13 protein-coding genes are annotated in these 16,673 nt (G+C 72.6%); 5 read left to right on the top strand and 8 right to left on the bottom strand.

Annotated features, from left to right (window positions below; translation table 11 throughout):
• Positions 1-90 precede the first annotated feature (90 nt).
• A complete protein-coding gene (locus tag A949_RS35565) occupies positions 91-801 on the top strand; it encodes a rhomboid family intramembrane serine protease (protein ID WP_019356541.1) in 711 nt (236 codons plus the stop codon).
• A 217-nt stretch (positions 802-1,018) separates the two neighbouring features.
• On the opposite strand, the gene A949_RS0113480 is transcribed toward A949_RS35565, so the two are convergent.
• Together A949_RS0113480 and A949_RS0113475 are read right to left on the bottom strand one after the other, a co-directional pair.
• Positions 1,019-1,471 (bottom strand): YrdB family protein, encoded by a 453-nt coding sequence (locus A949_RS0113480; RefSeq protein WP_051019485.1) that lies wholly within the window; start codon positions 1,469-1,471, stop codon positions 1,019-1,021.
• Between the two features lie 533 nt (positions 1,472-2,004).
• A complete protein-coding gene (locus A949_RS0113475) occupies positions 2,005-2,574 on the bottom strand; it encodes a TetR/AcrR family transcriptional regulator (protein ID WP_019356539.1) in 570 nt (189 codons plus the stop codon).
• Between the two features lie 92 nt (positions 2,575-2,666).
• On the opposite strand from A949_RS0113475, the gene A949_RS0113470 reads away from it, so the two are divergent.
• Positions 2,667-4,160: an MDR family MFS transporter gene (locus A949_RS0113470; protein ID WP_019356538.1), complete on the top strand. Its 1,494-nt coding sequence runs from the start codon at positions 2,667-2,669 to the stop codon at positions 4,158-4,160.
• A gap of 161 nt (positions 4,161-4,321) precedes the next feature.
• On the opposite strand, the gene A949_RS0113465 is transcribed toward A949_RS0113470, so the two are convergent.
• Positions 4,322-4,567: a hypothetical protein gene (locus A949_RS0113465; RefSeq protein ID WP_158687581.1), complete on the bottom strand. Its 246-nt coding sequence runs from the start codon at positions 4,565-4,567 to the stop codon at positions 4,322-4,324.
• 213 nt (positions 4,568-4,780) lie between these two features.
• Here A949_RS0113465 and A949_RS0113460 point away from each other — a divergent pair, with 213 nt between their 5' ends.
• Positions 4,781-6,334: a phytoene desaturase family protein gene (locus A949_RS0113460; RefSeq protein ID WP_019356536.1), complete on the top strand. Its 1,554-nt coding sequence runs from the start codon at positions 4,781-4,783 to the stop codon at positions 6,332-6,334.
• Positions 6,335-6,463: 129 nt separating this feature from the next.
• Here A949_RS0113460 and A949_RS0113455 read toward each other — a convergent pair whose 3' ends face one another.
• From A949_RS0113455 to A949_RS0113435, 5 genes are all read right to left on the bottom strand, one after another.
• Positions 6,464-7,021, bottom strand: coding sequence for a DinB family protein (locus A949_RS0113455; protein WP_019356535.1), 558 nt, complete (start codon positions 7,019-7,021; stop codon positions 6,464-6,466).
• A gap of 194 nt (positions 7,022-7,215) precedes the next feature.
• A complete protein-coding gene (locus A949_RS0113450) occupies positions 7,216-7,719 on the bottom strand; it encodes a nucleoside deaminase (RefSeq protein ID WP_019356534.1) in 504 nt (167 codons plus the stop codon).
• A gap of 804 nt (positions 7,720-8,523) precedes the next feature.
• A complete protein-coding gene (gene xdhC, locus A949_RS0113445) occupies positions 8,524-9,333 on the bottom strand; it encodes a xanthine dehydrogenase accessory protein XdhC (RefSeq protein ID WP_019356533.1) in 810 nt (269 codons plus the stop codon).
• A 1-nt stretch (position 9,334) separates the two neighbouring features.
• On the bottom strand, positions 9,335-11,746 hold the full coding sequence (gene xdhB / locus A949_RS0113440; RefSeq protein ID WP_019356532.1) for a xanthine dehydrogenase molybdopterin binding subunit: 2,412 nt from the start codon (positions 11,744-11,746) through the stop codon (positions 9,335-9,337).
• Positions 11,743-13,227 (bottom strand): xanthine dehydrogenase small subunit, encoded by a 1,485-nt coding sequence (locus tag A949_RS0113435; RefSeq protein ID WP_019356531.1) that lies wholly within the window; start codon positions 13,225-13,227, stop codon positions 11,743-11,745. Before A949_RS0113435 ends, xdhB begins: the two co-directional genes overlap by 4 nt.
• Positions 13,228-13,715: 488 nt before the next feature.
• Here A949_RS0113435 and A949_RS0113430 point away from each other — a divergent pair, with 488 nt between their 5' ends.
• On the top strand, positions 13,716-15,602 hold the full coding sequence (locus A949_RS0113430) for an NAD(P)-binding protein (protein WP_037706330.1): 1,887 nt from the start codon (positions 13,716-13,718) through the stop codon (positions 15,600-15,602).
• A gap of 104 nt (positions 15,603-15,706) precedes the next feature.
• Positions 15,707-16,396, top strand: a complete 690-nt coding sequence (locus A949_RS0113425) for a maltokinase N-terminal cap-like domain-containing protein (RefSeq protein ID WP_019356529.1) — start codon at positions 15,707-15,709, stop codon at positions 16,394-16,396.
• Positions 16,397-16,673: the final 277 nt, after the last annotated feature.

The raw sequence follows: 16,673 nt of genomic DNA, 5'->3' as shown, positions 1-16,673 counted from the left end.
TTCTGCGCCGGACCGGACGGGGCATATGTCACTGCTGTTCCAGCACGGTGGCCACTGTCGCCGGTTCGGTGCGCACGGCACGCTTGACTCATGAACACGCACACGCTCGCCCTGTACGGCTGCGCGGCCGCCGTGGTCGTACCCGGGACGCGCTTGATCACGGCCCGGCCGGAGGGCCGGCAGGCCGGTCCCGGCCGGCTGCTCTCGGACCTGTGGCGACGGCCGATGCCCCGGGCCGCCGCCGTGCTGACGGGCGTGATGGTGGCGGTGGCCGTGGTGCAGAGCGTCGCCCCGGATGTCATACCGCACCTGGAGCGCGCTCCTCATGGGCCGTGGTGGCGGGCGGCGACCACGCTGCTGGTGCAGACATCGGGTTGGCCGCAACTGGCCCTCAACCTGGCAGCGCTCGCGGTCGTCGCACCGGCGGCCGAGCGCAGCCTGGGAACCGTGCGGACGCTGGTGGTCTTCCTGCTGTCCGGCATCGCGGCCCATGTGGTGAGCATGGCGGGCTGGAGCGTGCACGGCGCGGGTGACTCGGTGGGCATCTGCGGCCTGGTCGGCGCGCTCGCGGCGGCCTGCGTGCTCGACGGCCGGCAACGGCCGCTGCGGTATCTGTCGGTGCTCGTGCCGACTGCGGGTGCGGTGCTGTGCCTGCTGGAGAACAACCACGGCATCGGCGTGCTGACCGGCGTGCTGTTGGGGGCCGTGGCCGCACGCGGAGGCAGAGACGACGGCAGGGCGGACGACGGCAAAGACAGCAGCAGGGATGGCAGCGGGCCGACCGCGGTGGTGGGTTCGTGACGCCCGCACCGCCGTGATCCGGGCGGCTGCGGCGCGCTCGCCTGCCGGACGCCGGCCTCCCGCCGACGGCAGCCGACGCAGTCACCGGCTCCGGGCCCGCCCGTCGCGAAGGTACGGCGCCTGCCCGAACCGGCGGGGGGCACGGGGGCTGTTCGGGCCGGGCCGCGCGGCACCGGATCCCCGCGAGTGCGCATGCCGGTCCGGCCCGGCTCACGGCTCAGCCATCGGCCGCCGGTGGGGCAACCGCGACCACTCTCCCGGTGGGCGCGGCCTCCGGCCTGCGCCGGAACACCTCCGCCACCGCGGTGTTGACCACGACGACGACCGCCATGGCCACCGCCGCGACCGGATGCCCCACTCCGTACAGGGCGGCTGCTCCGCCCCCGAGCACCAGCGCCTTCACCGCGAGCACGGCGGGCAGCCGCGGACGCAGTCGTGCCCTCGGCGCGGCGAACAAGGCCCACAGCACAGCCGCCATCAGGGGTGCGCCGATCCCCAGCAGAACTCGAAGGACCGCAGGGCCGCCGACGGTGAAACCCCACCAGCTCAGGCACGCCAGGGCGGCGAGTTCGAGGAGGAACGCCAGGACTTCGTTGGCGGTGTACCAGCCCCGCCCGTCGAGCACGCCTCCGGACCCGGGAGGTGTCGGGGAGTCGGACGGTCCCGGCATGAAATCCTCCCGGTGGGGCCGGACTCCCGGCGCACGGAGACGTGGTGTGCGACCCGCGGAGGCACCGGTGTGCCGGACGACAGCTGTGCCGGATGTCCGCGCGAATCGCGGTCAGCGTACTGCACGGGGGCCTGGCCGGGGTCTCTCCCGGTACGGCCGCATCTCCGGAAGCCCAGGCCGCGCGGAGCGGCCGCTGTCCGCGTTCGTCCGGCAGCTCGTTCCGGCGGAGCCGGGCACGCGCGGTGAGCGTGGTGCACACCATGACGACCGCATGACGACCGCGAGCACGAACCGGGAGACGACATAGCGAACGGGTCCTCCCGGGTCTGGTCGCCGCGGCCTGCCTGGCCCGGGCAGCCCGTAGCTCGACGGAGTCCCCGGTCGCCGCCCGTTGTCCATGTCGTCCTGCCGCAACCGCTTCGACAACGTGACGGGATGGACACCGAGCTCGACCGCGGTCTGCTTGATCGCCCGACGTGCCCTCTCATGACGCTGGTGCCGCGCGGCATCGGGTCTGAGCCGTGGTGGGCCGGTCAGCGCACCAGGGGGAGGAAGATCGTGTCGACGATCTCTTCCAGGACGTGATCGGGCACCGGCGCGAACGTCGACAGGATCTCGTGGCGCAGCAGGACGAAGGGGAGGGTCTTGATGCGCTCGGTGAGGACTTCTGAAGTGATCTCGCCGCGGGCGACGGCGCGCTCGAAGAGCGTGTCGAGTGCTGCCGTGCGGCCTGTCGTGACGGGGTCGAACAGGTCATCGGGGCTGCGTCCGGTTTCCCGGTAGTAGCTGGCCAGGTGCGCGTACATCACTGTGATCAGCTGTACGTGGGCGGTGGCGATTTCCCGCATGAGGGTGAGGAGGTCCTCCCGCAGGCTTCCGGTGTCGGGAAGGGTGGGGCGGGATTCCTCGAGCACGTGGACGATGGTGGCCCGGACGAGTTCGTCGCGGTCGGACCAGCGGCGGTAGAGCACGGGCGGGCTGGTGCCCGCGCGCTTGACGACGCCGTCCATGGTGAATCTGGCGTAGCCGTTGTCGGTGAGTTCGTCCCAGGCTGCATCGAGGAGTGCCTTTTCCAGTTCCGCCCCGCGGCGTCGCTGAGCCATGCCCACCTCTCCATCGTAGAAAGACTTGCCTTTCTTAGGGTACCGGCTTACCGTGAGCAGAGTAAGGAAGGATTCTCTATCTTAAGGTGTCGATGGTGCGCACTTCCCGCGACAACGGGCCCGTCTCCACCGATCCCGGCCGTGTGGACCCCGCCGTGTTGCGCATGGCGATCACCCTGATCGTCGGCGCTCTCGGCGTCGTGTTCGACACCACGATCATCAGCGTCGCCCTGAACGACCTGGCCGAAGAACTCGACGCTCCGCTGTCGACCGTCCAATGGGTCAGCACGGGCTACCTGCTGGCGGTCTTCATCACGATCCCGCTCGCCGGATGGGCCCAGTCCCGGCTCGGCGGTCGGCGTCTGTGGGGCATCGCCCTGGGCGGATTCCTGGCCGGCTCGATCCTGAGCGCCCTGGCCTGGAACGCCGGCAGCCTCATCGCCTTCCGGACCGTGCAGGGCCTCTCCGGCGGCATCCTGATGCCGCTGCTGTACACCCTGCTCATGCAGGCTGCCAAGGGCCGCAACATCGGCAAGGTCATGGCCGTCATCACCGTGCCCACCGCGCTCGGACCGATCCTCGGCCCCGTCCTCGGCGGCCTCGTTCTCCACCTGGCCGACTGGCGCTGGCTGTTCATCATCAACATCCCCTGCTGCCTGATCGGCATGTGGCTCACCCGGCGCAACCTGCCCGACGACCGGCCCACACCCGACCAGCCCCGCGTCCGCCTGGACGCAGTGGGCCTGGTCCTGCTCTGCCCGGGATCCGCGGCCCTGCTCTACGGCCTCTCCCAAGTCGACGGCAGCACGGGCTCCGCCAGTGCCCAGGTCATCGCTCCACTGATCGCCGGCCTCGCTCTGATCTCGGGCTTCACCTTCCGGGCGCTCACCCGAGCGTCCAGCCCGCTGGTCGACGTGCGGATGTTCCGGCACCGCTCGGTGGCCTCGTCGTCCACGCTGCTGTTCCTCGGCGGGATCTCGCTGTTCGGGTCGATGATGCTGCTGCCCCTGTACTTCCAGCAGGTCCGCGGCGCGACCCCACTCGATGCCGGACTGCTGCTCATCCCCCAGGGAGTCGGCGCCCTCCTGGCCCGCGGTCTGGCCGGCAGGTACATGGACCGGGTCGGCCCCCGCGCGGTGGCCTTCGTGGCCTTCGTCCTCGTGGCCGTATCCACCGTGCCGTTCGCCTTCGTGACCGCCGGCACCAGCGAAATCCTGCTCATGGCCGCGCTGTTCATCCGCGGCATCGCCCTGGGCGCCGCCATGATCGCACCCATGGGCGCTGCCTTCGTCGGGCTGGAGCACGAGGAGATCCCCGACGCCAGCATGATCACCCGCGTCGCTCAGCAGATCGGCGGCGCAGTGGGCGTCGCCGTCCTCCTCGTCATCCTCCAGCAGAACCTGGGCGACGCCCGCACTCCCGGCGCCCTGGCGAACGGCTTCGACCACGCGTTCTGGTGGTCCGTGGCCCTCACCGCAGCCGCTGTCCCGCTCTGCCTGCTGCTGCCCCGCCTCCCGGCGCCGACGACACCCGCCGACAGCACAGCGCGGGAGAGCAGCAAGAGCATGGGGGCGACCGCGCCGTGAGCACCGCCGTGGAGACCCTGTCCCCTGGGGCGACGCAGCGAAGATCGACAGGCGCTCGGAGCGGGTGCCTCGCGGTCACCCGGCAGTCCGGCCCGCTGCTCCACACCTCAGGCATCGGCCACCGGCGGGACAGCCACGTCCGCTCCCCCGCGGAGCGGCCGCTATCCGCGCTCGTCCGGGAGCTCGTTCCGGCGGAGCCGGGCACGTACCGTCAGCGTGGTGCACACCATGACGACCGCGAGCACGAACTGGGAGACGACGTAGCGAACGGGCTCTCCCGTGAGCACACCGCCGATGCCCAGCACGATTCCGACGACTGCCAGCACGGGGCAGGCCCGGACGAGGAACTTGTCGAGGGAACGGAGCCACGGCCGGCTCTCCAGAGACGTCACTGATCTGTTCTGCATGGGCTGCCGAATACCCATGCGACCGTTTCCAACACCCCCCTCACACACATGGATACGGCAGGGGCTCTCCGATCTCAGACCGGGCCGGGAGGCGACCGCCACGGCACCGTCGGGAGGGAGGGAGGAACGGACGCGGCGGCCCGGCGCGGGCGTCGCCCGCGTGCGGCGCGCGGGATCTGCACGGCCCCCGCTTCCCCGTGCTAGGAAGAGCGCATGCCCGCACACGAGCGATACGACGCCGTCATCGTCGGCGGCGGCCACAACGGTCTGGTCGCCGCCGCCTACCTGGCCCGGGCGGGCCGCAGCGTGCTGGTGCTGGAGCGGCTGGGCAGCACCGGCGGGGCCGCCGTCTCCTCGCGGCCCTTCGCCGGATTGGAGGCCCGCCTGTCCCGCTACTCGTACCTGGTGAGCCTGCTCCCGCGGAAGATCGTGCGGGATCTGGGGCTGGAGCTGACGCTCCGGAAGCGGTCGGTCTCCTCGTACACCCCGGTCCGGCGGGACGGCCGCGCCACGGGTCTGCTCGTGGACGACCGCGCCGACGCGACGCGGCAGTCGTTCGAGCGGCTCACCCACGGCACCGCCGAGTACCGCGCCTGGGAGGACTTCCACGGCATGACCCGGCGCGTCGCCGAGCGCGTCTTCCCCACCCTGACCGAGCCGCTGCCCACCCGGGAGGAGCTGCGCCGCCGGGTGGACGACGACAGTGCCTGGCGCACCCTGTTCGAGGAGCCGCTCGGTGCCGCCGTCGAGGCGTACTTCCGCGACGACCTGGTGCGCGGCGTCGTCCTCACGGACGCGCTGATCGGGACCTTCGCGGACGCCCACGACCCGTCCCTGAAGCAGAACCGGTGCTTCCTCTACCACGTGATCGGCAACGGCACCGGCGACTGGGACGTCCCCGTCGGCGGCATGGGGCAGCTCACGGACACGCTGGCCGCAGCAGCGCGGTCGGCGGGTGCGGAGTTCGCCACCGGCCACCAGGTGACCGGCATCGAGACCGACGGCCACCGGCAGGCCGAGGTCGCCTACCGGACAGCCGAGGGATACGGCACCGTCGCGGCCGGTCATGTGCTGGTGGGCGCCTCGCCCCACGAGCTGGCCGCACTGCTGGGCGAGCGGCCGCCCGCAGCCACCGAGGGCGCCCAACTCAAGGTCAACATGCTGCTGAAGCGGCTCCCGCAGCTCCGCGATCCCGCCGTCGATCCGCGGCAGGCTTTCGCCGGGACGTTCCACATCGCCGAGGGCTACGAGCAGTTGGCCACCGCGTACTCCGAAGCCGCCGAGGGCCGGCCGCCCTCGGCTCCGCCGTCCGAGATCTACTGCCACTCCCTGACGGATCCCACCGTCCTGGGACCGGAGCTGGCCGGCCGGGGCTACCACACCCTCACCCTCTTCGGACTGCACACCCCGGCCCGCCTCTTCGCCGCCGACAACGACGCGGTGCGCGAGAGCCTGCTGGCCTCGACCCTGGCCCAGCTCGACGGCCATCTCGCCGAGCCCCTCGCCGACTGCCTGGCCGAGGACGCCGACGGCCGGCCCTGCATCGAGGCGAAGACGCCGCTCGACCTGGAACGCGACCTGCGGCTCCCCGGCGGCAACATCTTCCACCGTGACCTCGCCTTCCCGCACGCGCAGGAGGGCACCGGCCGCTGGGGAGTGGAGACCGGGCACGCCAATGTCCTGCTCTGCGGTGCGGGGGCCGTGCGCGGCGGCGGTGTCAGCGGTATCCCGGGGCACAACGCCGCCATGGCCGTACTCGGGCTCTGACGGGCGGGACCCGCACCCGGCCGGCCCGGCGTGTGCTCCGTGTGCTCCGGCCTCCGCGGCACTGCGGGGCGGTGGACCGGCGACGGGCAGCCCGCGCCCCGAAGACCGCGGACTGCTCCCGGCGCACCGTCACTGGCCCACTCTGCCGTCGACGCGCTCCCGCAGGAAGTCCGCGTGCCCGCAGTGCCGCGCGTACTCCTCGATCCGGTGCACGAGCAGCTCCCGGATCGCGATGCCGTCCTCGCCCACCCGCTCGCCCAGGTCCGGGTAGCCGGCCAGTGCCGCGTCCGTCTCGCTCTGCTCACGCTCCAGATCGCGGTACGCGGCCTCGACGACGGCCTGCTCGGGCACGGCGCCGTCGAAGTCGGCGTCCCGTCGGCCGTACAGCTTCGGCAGCGGGGCTTCGCGGCCGAGCCAGTTGCGCCAGTCGCGTTCCACCTCGGCGAGGTGCCGGAGCAGCCCGAGGAGCGACATCGTGGACGGCGGCACCGACCGGCGGGCCAGCTGTTCCGCGTCCAGACCCTCGCACTTCAGCAGCAGGGTCGTGCGGTAGTTCGTCAGGCAGTCCTGCAGCGCGCCGAGTTCCCCCTCCGGAGCCGGTCCGTCGTTGCGGGGATCGTCCTCGGGGTCGGCCCACATGTCCGGGTGGACGGTCGCCTTGGTCCAGCGTGCGCTTCGCTCACTCATGCGTGGCATGGTCGTGCGTGCCGTCCGGACCCGCCACCGGATTCCGCCGCGGGAGGACCGGACCGTGTCGCCCCCGCGGCGTCCTCCTCCCCGGTGGCAGATCCCGTTCGCAGGCCGGCGACGGGCGCGAGACCCGGTGCCGCGGTACGTGTGCGCCCGCGCAGGAGACGCCCGGCCCACTGACGGGCTGCGGGTCAGTAGGCGATGCGGTCGGCCTTGCCGACCCAGGCGTCGAACGGCTGGGTGCGCTGGGGCAGGTCGAGGTGCTCCACGGCCATCGGCCACGACTCCTGCGGCCGCTTCTCGAACAGGTCGTAGAACTTGCGGTCGTCGAAGCCCGCCACGGCGGCGTCGTGGCGGTCGGCGGAGAAGATGAGCCGGTCGACGCGCGCCCACAGCGCGGAGGACAGGCACATCGGGCAGGGCTCGCAGGACGTGACCAGGGTGCAGCCGTCCAGGCTGAAGGTGTCGAGTTCCTTGCAGGCGGCGCGGATGGCGCTGACCTCCGCGTGCGCGGTGGGGTCGAGGCTGGAGGTGACCTGGTTGTTGCCGAGGGCGACGATGTCGCCGTCCTTGGCTATCAGGGCGCCGAACGGGCCGCCGCCGTTGTGGACGCTGGTGGTGGCGAGCTGCACGGCCCGCTCCATCCAGGCGCGCTCGAGCTCACGGTTGCCGGTCTCTGCGATGCGGGTGGTCATGGGTGTTCCTTCGGGTGTGGGTGGGCGGATGGGGGTGTCCCGGGTTCGGGTGGGCGGACGGCCTGGAAGAGCGGCGGCCCGGACTGTGCGGAGTCGGGGCCGTGGGGGTGCCGGCGGGGGCCGGGCCGGTTCAGGACGACGTGCGGACGGCGCGAATTCCGCTCTGCCGCGTCCGACTCGAAACCGTGCGGGACACCCGTACCGGCACCTTTTCCGCGCACCGCTATTTCTCCCTTTCGAATGCCGGGGACAACGGGAGCGTTAAGCGGAGAATCGGAGAACGGAGAGATGGTGTCGGCTTGCTTTCCGAGCGCGCCACCCTCGAGTCGTATCAGCCGGTCCACTTCTCCGGAAAGGCGAAAGGCAGCGGGGTCACGGTGGTGACCGAAAGCAATACCCATGCCGGAGAGGCACGCTGGATTCTGCACGCCGTACAACAGTCCCTCGCTCCGTCGCGTCTGCTGCAAGAATTAGACAGGCCGCCGGTCAAGATCGGCCAGGGAGCGAAGGACCAAACAATGGGCGGAGTCGGCCCGGTGATTCGTAGGGTCCTACAAGTGCGGTCGCAGGCCGTGACCCCGTGGTCGCCTCCGGGAGCAGGCCGTGCCGGGAGCCGATCCGCACCCGCGCCGTCGCGCCCGGCCGGGACGGCTGCGCCGCGACAGCCGCCCGGGGTCGTGCCGGGCCTCCACGGGTGCGCGGGGGTGCGCGGGGGATGTCCCGTGCGGCCCACAGCCCTGGCGGTTCGTACGACCACGCGCGTCGGGCCGGGGCCGGGGCACCCCGGTCGGCCGGGGTGGGGAGTCAGCTCTCCTGGGCCTCGAAGGTGCGCAGCACATCGGCCGCGACGCTCACGGCGATGGTCGCGGGAGACTTGCCGGTGATGTCGGCCAGCCCGATCGGGGTCTTGATCCGGTCGATGGCCGCGTCGTCGTGGCCGCCCTCGGTGGCCAGCCGCTTGCGGAAACGTGCCCATTTGGCGGCCGACCCGATCAGCCCGACGGGGCCCAGATGACTCGCCCGCAGCGCCGCATCGCACAGCGCGGCGTCCTCGGCGTGGTCATGGGTCATGATCAGCACGTGGGTGCCGTGCGGCAACTCCGCCAGTACCTCCTCGGGCAGCAGCGGCGTGTGGTGCACCCGCACCTGCGCCACCGCGTCGGACAGCACATCCAGCCGCTCCGCGGCGAGGATCTCGGCGCGGCTGTCGACCAGATGCAGATCCAGGTCCTGACGCGCCAGGATGCGGGCCAGTTCCAGCCCGACGTGCCCGACGCCGAAGACCGCCACCGCCCGGACCACCGGGAGCGGTTCGAGCAGCACCGAGACCGTGCCGCCGCAGCACTGCACGCCGTGCTCGTTGGTCACCTTGTCGTTCAGTGCGAAATCCATCAGCTCCGGCTCCGGCTCGGACGCGGCGAGCAGTTCCCGGGCCCGGTCGATCGCGACGGCTTCCACGTTGCCGCCACCGATCGACCCCCAGGTCCCGCTCCGCCCCACCACGAGTTTGGCGCCGGCGTCGCGCGGCGCGTGGCCGCGCGCGGCCGCGACGGTCACCAGCACACCGGGCTCCCGGCGTGCTCGCAACCGCGCGACCGCGGCGATCCACGTCATGTCAGGCACCGCTCAATGCTTCCGCGCCGGTGCGCGCCGGTTCCGCGGCGGCTGCGGGCAGCTCGCCGTGCCGGGAGGCGGCGCCCCCGCGGGCTTCCTGGACCGCCCAGTAGACCGCCTCCGGCGTCGCGGGCGAGGCCAGTTCGACGCTGACCCCGCCGGGCCCGAACGCGGCAGCGGCCTGCCGCAGGGCTTCCCGGACCGAGAAGGCCAGCATCAGCGGAGGCTCCCCCACCGCCTTGGAGCCGTAGACGGCGCCCTCCTCGGTGGCGTTCTCCAGCAGCCTGACGTTGAACTCCTCGGGCATCTCCGAGAAGCTCGGCAGCTTGTAGGTGCTCGCGGCCTGGGTCAGCAGCCGGCCGCGGTTCGGCCCGTCGCTCACGTCCCAGCGCAGGTCCTCGAGGGTCAGCCAGCCCGCGCCCTGCACGAACCCGCCCTCGACCTGACCGATGTCGATCAGCGGCGAGAGGCTGTCGCCGACATCGTGCACGATGTCCACCCGCCGCACACGGTAGGCGCCGGTGAAGCCGTCGACCTCCACCTCGGTGGCGGCCGCACCGATGGCGAAGTACTTGAACGGCGAGCCCCGGAACGACTTCGCGTCCCAGTGCAGCCCCTCGGTCCGGTAGAAGCCGGACGCCGACAGCTGGACCCGCTGGAAGTAGGCGGTGCGCACCAGATCGTCCCAGGCCAGCTCGGCGTCGCTGCCCAGGGCGCGCGCGACGCCCTCGACGATGCGCACGTCCGAGGCGTTGGCGCCGAGCTGCGAGGCGGCCACCTGCAGCAGCCGCTCGCGGAGCTGTTCGCAGGCGTTCTTGACCGCGCCGCCGTTCAGGTCGGCTCCGGAACTCGCTGCGGTGGCCGAGGTGTTGGGCACCTTGTCAGTACGCGTGGGAGCCAGCCGCACCTTGTGCAGCGGGATACCCAGCGTGGTCGCGGCCACCTGCAGCATCTTGGTGTGCAGACCCTGGCCCATCTCGGTGCCGCCGTGGTTGATCAGCACCGAGCCGTCCTTGTAGACCAGCACGAGGGCGCCGCCCTGGTTGAAGGCGGTGAGGTTGAACGAGATGCCGAACTTCACGCCGGTGACCGCGAGCGCCCGCTTGGTGTGCGGATGCGCGGCGTTGAAGGCCGCGATCTCGCGCCTGCGGTCGGCGATGCCGGCGTCGTCCTGCACCTGCCGCCAGACGGTCGAGATCCGTTCGGGCTGGGTGACCGGCTGTCCGTACGGCGTCGTCTGGCCCTGGCCCGGCTGGTAGAAGTTGCGCTCCCGCAGCTCCATCGGGTCCAGGCCGAGCAGCGGCGCGCACCGGCCGAGGATGTCCTCCATCACCAGCATGCCCTGCGGTCCGCCGAAGCCGCGGAAGGCGGTGTTGGAGACGGTGTGGGTCCTGGCGATGCGCCCGGCGACCCGCGCGTTGGGGATCCAGCAGGTGTTGTCGATGTGGCACAGCGCCCGGGCCAGCACCGGCTCCGACAGGTCCAGGCTCCAGCCGCCGTCCGCGGTCAGCGTGGCGTCCAGGGCCTGGATGCGGCCGTCCGCGTCGAAGCCGATCCTCCAGCGGGCGTGGAAGCCGTGCCGCTTGCCGGACATGGTCAGGTCCTGGGTCCGGTTGAAGCGGAACCTCACCGGCCGGCCGGTCAGCTTGGCGCCGAGCGCGGCGACGGCCGCGAATCCGTGCGGCTGCATCTCCTTGCCGCCGAAGCCGCCGCCCATCCGCAGGCACTGCACCGTCACCTCGTGGCTGGACACGCCCAGCACGTGCGCGACGATCTCCTGGGTCTCCGAGGGGTGCTGGGTGCTGCTCTGGACGAACACCTGCCCGTTCTCGTCGATCTGGGCCAGTGCCGCGTGCGTCTCCAGGTAGAAGTGCTCCTGGCCGGCGAACTGGAACTCGCCGCTGAAGACGTGCGCGGAGTCGGCGAAGCCCGCCTCGATGTCGCCCTGCACCATCACGGGCCGGGCACCGTGGTAGCTGTCGGCCGCGATCGCGTCCTGCAGCGTGATCAGGGAGGGCTGTTCGTCGAGTTCGACCTGCACCGCCGCCGCGCCGAGCCGCGCCGCCTCCAGGGTCTCGCCCAGCACCCAGGCGACGGCGTGGCCGTGGAACATGACCTCGTCGGGGAACAGCGGCTCGTCGTGCTTCATCCCGGCGTCGTTGACGCCGGGCACATCGGCGCCGGTCAGCACCCGGACCACACCGGGCACCTCGAGCGCGGGAGCGGTGCGCAGCGCGGTCACCCGGCCGTGGGCCTTCATGACCTGGACCGGATAGGCGTGCAGGACGTCCTTGGTGCGGTGCACCAGGTCGTCGGTGTAGAGCGCGGCGCCGGTGACGTGCAGACCGGCGGCCTCGTGCGGCATGGGGACGCCGACGACGGGCTTCTCGGGGCGCTCGGACAGCTGGCTCATGACGGCACCGCCTCGGTGGTTTGCGCGTACAGCTTCAGCAGGCTCTGACCGAGCATCGCCGAGCGGTAGTCGGCGCTGGCCCGGTGGTCGTTCATCGGTGTGCCCTGGGCCCGCAGGACCCCGGCCGCGGCCTGGACGGTCCCGGCCGTCCACGGCTCGCCCTCCAGGGCCGCTTCGACGGCGAGGGCGCGGACCGGCGTGGCGGCCACCCCGCCCAGGCCGATGCGCGCCTTGCGCACGACTCCGTCCTCGACGTCGAGCGCGAAGGCGACCGCCACGCTGGAGATGTCGTCGAACCGCCGCTTGGCGATCTTGTGGAAGCCCACGAGCGGCGAGAGCGGGAGCGGGAGGCGCACGGCGCGGATCAGTTCGCCGGGACGGCGGACGCTCTGCCGGTAGCCGGTGAAGTAGTCCGCCAGCGGCACCTCGCGCTCGCCGTCGGCGTCCGCGAGCACCAGCGACGCCTCCAGCGCGAGCAGCACGGGCGGACTGTCCCCGATGGGCGAACCGGTGCCCAGGTTGCCGCCGAGCGTGGCGCCGTTGCGGATCAGCCGGGACGCGAACTGCGGGAACAGTTCCGCCAGCAGCGGCACCGCGCCGTCCAGCCGGCGTTCGATCTCGGTGAGTGTCAGGGCCGCCCCGATCTCGACGGTGTCGGACCCGACGTGCAGCTCGCGCAGTTCGGGAAGCCGGTCGACGGCGACGACGCAGCCGGCGCGGCGGGAGCGGATGTTGACCTCGACACCCCAGTCGGTGGAGCCGGCGACGACCACCGCGTCGGGCCGCTCGCGCAGCAGCCGCAGGGTGTCGGCCAAGGTGCTCTTCCGCAGCAGCACCGCATCGCCCTGGGCGTACTCGGTGGCGACCGGCGCGGGCGCCGGCTGCTCGCGCCGCTGCGCCAGCGGGTCCTCGGCGGTGGGCGTGCCGACGGCGAACGCGGCATCGCGGATGGGCCGGTATCCGGTGCAGCGGCACAGGTTGCCGCTCAGCGCGTGCAGGTCGAACCCGTTGGGGCCGTGCTCGGCGTCGGCCGCGCCGTGCCCGCCCTCGCCGCTCTCGGCGGGTTCGGGGTGCGCGCAGCGGTCCGGCCGGTAGTACTCGGCGGCCATGCTGCAGACGAACCCCGGTGTGCAGTAGCCGCATTGGGAGCCGCCGCGGACCGCCATCTCCTCCTGCACCGGGTGCAGGGCCGGCGGCGTGCCGGGCGCACCGGCGGTGGCGAGGCCTTCCGAGGTGACGATCTCCTGGCCGTCGAGCGAGGCTGCCGGGACCAGGCAGGCGTTGACCGCCACCCAGTCGGTGGGCTTGTCCACCCCGGCCCGGGCCACCAGGACCGAGCAGGCGCCGCATTCGCCCTCGGCACAGCCTTCCTTGGTGCCGGTGAGGCCGCGCTCGCGGAGGAAGTCCAGCACCGTGGCGTGGGGCGGTGCCGGTTCGATGGGGGTTTCTTTCCCGTTGACCGTGATCCGTGCCGCTACCATGACGTGCCTCCGTTCCGGGCCGGGGCAGGTCGGTTCATTGTGTTCGCCAATTTCAGGCAGCTTTCTGTGTTCGGATACGCAGCAGAAGAGGAGCGAGCGCATGACGGCACGCGTCGGCGGCGCGCCGGAGAATGGTGGAGAAGAATGCGAAATCGTGCCACGGGGGCACGTCGGAGCGGCTTTTGTCAGCAGCCGTGCGCGACCCGGCCCGGCACCCAGACGGTGCGGCGGGCGAGGCGGCTCAGATCGGAGTAGACACGCATCCTCGAGCCGCCTCCTTTCGGTGTCATGAATCCACTTCGAGCGTAAATTAGTGGCTGCGCCCACCGGGGTCAAGAGGTGGCGGGGCCGCCACCGTCCTCCGGGGCCGGGCAGCGCGGCTGCTCACGGCCGTCCCGCCGCGAGGTGCGACCGGAGCTGTGACAGGGCACGCTACGCAGGTGCCCACACTGCCCGATCAGTTCGACCCCGACCGCTTCGCCGGACACATGATCGTCTGCGGCGACGACGCACTGGCGCATCGTCTGGCGACCGAGCTCCGCGACGTCTACCGAGCCCGCGTCACGCTCGTCCTCCCCGGCGGCGCGCCTGCCGGGCCGCCGCGGCTGTCCGCTCCCCGCCAGGGGCGGGCCGCAGCGCTGCTGGGACGGGTCTCGGCGGCCGTCACCGGCGGGCCGCCCGCGCCCGGGGCGGATCCGCACCGGCTGGAGGCCGACGCGCTCACCGAAGAGGTGCTGGAGTCGGCGGGGGTGGCCGGGGCCGCCGCGCTGGCCCTCGTCCACGACGACGACGAGACGAACATCCACGCCGCCCTGGCGGCCCGCAGGCTCAATCCGGGGCTGCGGCTGGTGATCCGGCTCTACAACCGCAGGCTCGGCCAGCACCTGGAACAGCTCCTCGACCAGGCCGCGCTGGTCGCCCTGCCCGACCTGGACCCCGCCACCGCCGACGCGTCCACCACCGTGCTCTCCGATGCCGACACCGCCGCTCCGGCACTGGCGGCCACGGCGATCGCGGGCACCAGCAAGATCGTCCATGCCGACGGGCTGCTGCTGCGGGCGGCGGAGCGTACTCCGTCCGGCCGCGGGACCGCCGACCCGGGCCTGTGCACGCTCGCTCTGCTCTCGGCGACCGTCAACGACCCGGGCGGCGAGGAGGGTTCGGACAGCAGCGGGACGGCCGGCCCCCAGCTGCTGCCCGAGCCGCAGGCGGTCTCGGCCGCCACCGGTCGCGGCACGATCGTCCTCGAAGCGGTGGCCCGGAACCGGCCCGCACCGCCGTCCGGACGCCCGGCCGGCCGGGGCCGGCCGCTCTCGGAGTTCTTCTCCCGCAGGCTGCGCTGGTCCGTCGGCGTCACCGGGCTGGCCGTGTGCGCCCTCGCTCTCGTCTCCTGGCTGATCACCGGCGGCCATCTGCTCCACGCCGCCTACGTCACGCTGCTCGACCTGTTCGCCATCAACGACCCCGCGCTCGGCGAGAGCGCGGGGCGGCAGGTGCTGCAGCTCCTGACCGGGCTGGTGGGTCTCGCGCTGCTGCCGCTCCTGGTGGCGGGCGCGCTGGAGGCACTGGGGGCGTTCCGCAGCGCAGCCGCCCTGCGCCGCCCGCCGCGCGGACTCTCCGGTCACGTCGTGCTGCTCGGGCTCGGCAAGGTCGGTACCCGGGTGCTGGCCCAGTTGCGCGATCTCGACATCCCCGTCGTCTGCGTGGAGGAGAGCCTGGAGGCGCGCGGAGTGGCCCTGGCCCGGCGTCTGCGGGTGCCGACGGTGGTCGGCGACGTCACCCAGGAGGGCGTCCTGGAGGCCGCCAAGACCCATCGGGCCCACTCGCTGCTCGCTCTGACCAGCTCCGACACCACCAACCTGGAGGCCGCCCTGTACGCCCGTACGGTCAAGGCGGACCTGCGGGTGGCGCTGCGGCTGTACGACGACGACTTCGCGGCCGCCGTGTTCCGGACGCTGCGTGCCACCCACCCGCACGCGCTGACCCGCAGCCGCAGCGTCTCGCACCTGGCCGCACCGGCCTTCGCCGGTGCGATGATGGGCCGTCAGATCCTCGGTGCGATACCGGTGGAGCGCAGAGTGCTGGTCTTCGCGGCGCTGACTGTCGCCGGCCATCCGCAGCTGGAGGGCCGTACCGTCGAAGCGGCCTTCCGGCCGGGCGCCTGGCGGGTCCTCGCGCTGGACACCACGGCACCGGCCGAGCGGCGCCCCGACCTCGGCGTCCCGCGCCCGGCCGACGGGGAGCAGCGCCCGACCGGCCTGGTCTGGGACCTCCGGCCGGACTACGTCCTGCGCCCCGAGGACCGGGTCGTGGTGGCCGCGACCCGGCAGGGCCTGGCCGAGCTCCAGCCGCAGCCGCCGACCGCCGTGCCCTGAACGGCACCGCGCCGTCCGGGACGGGGTGACGGGTGCGGGCCGCGTACCGGCCGGAGGGCGGGGCTGGCAGGATACGGTCCGGATTCGAACGGAAGGCACCGGTCATGGCGATCATCCATCACACCACGCTGAGCCCCACCAAGCTGGAACTGCTCACCCGGTGGCTGCCCTCCCGGCCGTGGTACCGCGCGGGTGAGGCCGCGAGTGAGGCCGCGAGTGGGGAACAGCCCGTTCTCGCCAAGGCCGGCGGCTTCCGGCTGGAGGACCCCTCCGGCGAGGTGGGCATCGAGTTCATGGCGGTCACGGACAGCGCCGGGGGCGAACCGGTGACCTATCAGACGCCGATGACCTACCGGGCGGCGCCGCTCGCCGGTGCGGAGGACGCGCTCGTCGGCACGCTGGAGCACGGCGTGCTGGGCAAGCGCTGGGTCTACGACGCCACGCGTGACCCGGTGGCGGTGGCGCAGCTCTACGCGCTGCTCACCGGACGGGCCGAGGCCCAGGCGCAGAGCCGGAGCGACACCCCCGACCGCACCGTCAGGGTGCGCGCGGCCACCGACGTGCCCCTCCAGGATGCCGGTACCGGAGCGGTGCACGACGGGAAGCGCTCCACCGACGTGACACTCGTCCTCCCCGTCGAGGGCTCGCTGTGGCTCCGGTTCCTGCGCGTGCCGCCGGCCCACACCGTGCCGGAGACCACGGATTCGGCCGCTCACATCACCGTCGGGTGGACGGCTCCCGACGGTGCGCCGCGGCACGGGCTGTGGTGCGCGTTGATCGACTCCCGCGAGTGATTCCTCCCGGCGAGCGGTCCACGGGATCGCCGCCGACGAGGTGAGCCCGTCACTCCTCGTGCACACTGCCGGACTCCGGTGTGGCACCGCCGGTGCGGCGGCCGTGAAGATTCTCTCTCCTGGTGCCCGGACCCGCCCCGGACCGCCGGACGCCACGTAGCCTCTCGGTTCGGGCGGGGATGCGGGGTCCTCTCCCCGCAGCCCGCCGGTGACGGTCCGTACGCCGACGGCGCGCTTCAGCCGTCGGGGAAAGGCGCGGAAGCCCGTCCCCGGCCCC

This window comes from Streptomyces sp. AA1529 (assembly GCF_000280905.1).
Lineage (GTDB): Bacteria > Actinomycetota > Actinomycetes > Streptomycetales > Streptomycetaceae > Streptomyces.
Note: the sequence above shows the minus strand (reverse complement) of the source record. Positions and strands in the feature narration are given on the sequence as shown.

What these genes read in the sequence shown, in the direction of transcription:
- xdhB (WP_019356532.1), bottom strand. Translation starts at nt 11,746, where the DNA reads ATGAGCCAGCTGTCCGAGCGCCCCGAGAAGCCCGTCGTCGGCGTCCCC.
- A949_RS0113435 (WP_019356531.1), bottom strand. Translation starts at nt 13,227, where the DNA reads ATGGTAGCGGCACGGATCACGGTCAACGGGAAAGAAACCCCCATCGAA.
- A949_RS0113450 (WP_019356534.1), bottom strand. Translation starts at nt 7,719, where the DNA reads ATGACCACCCGCATCGCAGAGACCGGCAACCGTGAGCTCGAGCGCGCC.
- A949_RS0113480 (WP_051019485.1), bottom strand. Translation starts at nt 1,471, where the DNA reads ATGCCGGGACCGTCCGACTCCCCGACACCTCCCGGGTCCGGAGGCGTG.
- A949_RS0113460 (WP_019356536.1), top strand. Translation starts at nt 4,781, where the DNA reads ATGCCCGCACACGAGCGATACGACGCCGTCATCGTCGGCGGCGGCCAC.
- A949_RS0113455 (WP_019356535.1), bottom strand. Translation starts at nt 7,021, where the DNA reads ATGAGTGAGCGAAGCGCACGCTGGACCAAGGCGACCGTCCACCCGGAC.
- A949_RS0113470 (WP_019356538.1), top strand. Translation starts at nt 2,667, where the DNA reads ATGGTGCGCACTTCCCGCGACAACGGGCCCGTCTCCACCGATCCCGGC.
- A949_RS0113465 (WP_158687581.1), bottom strand. Translation starts at nt 4,567, where the DNA reads ATGCAGAACAGATCAGTGACGTCTCTGGAGAGCCGGCCGTGGCTCCGT.
- A949_RS0113425 (WP_019356529.1), top strand. Translation starts at nt 15,707, where the DNA reads ATGGCGATCATCCATCACACCACGCTGAGCCCCACCAAGCTGGAACTG.
- xdhC (WP_019356533.1), bottom strand. Translation starts at nt 9,333, where the DNA reads ATGACGTGGATCGCCGCGGTCGCGCGGTTGCGAGCACGCCGGGAGCCC.
- A949_RS0113430 (WP_037706330.1), top strand. Translation starts at nt 13,716, where the DNA reads ATGATCGTCTGCGGCGACGACGCACTGGCGCATCGTCTGGCGACCGAG.
- A949_RS0113475 (WP_019356539.1), bottom strand. Translation starts at nt 2,574, where the DNA reads ATGGCTCAGCGACGCCGCGGGGCGGAACTGGAAAAGGCACTCCTCGAT.
- A949_RS35565 (WP_019356541.1), top strand. Translation starts at nt 91, where the DNA reads ATGAACACGCACACGCTCGCCCTGTACGGCTGCGCGGCCGCCGTGGTC.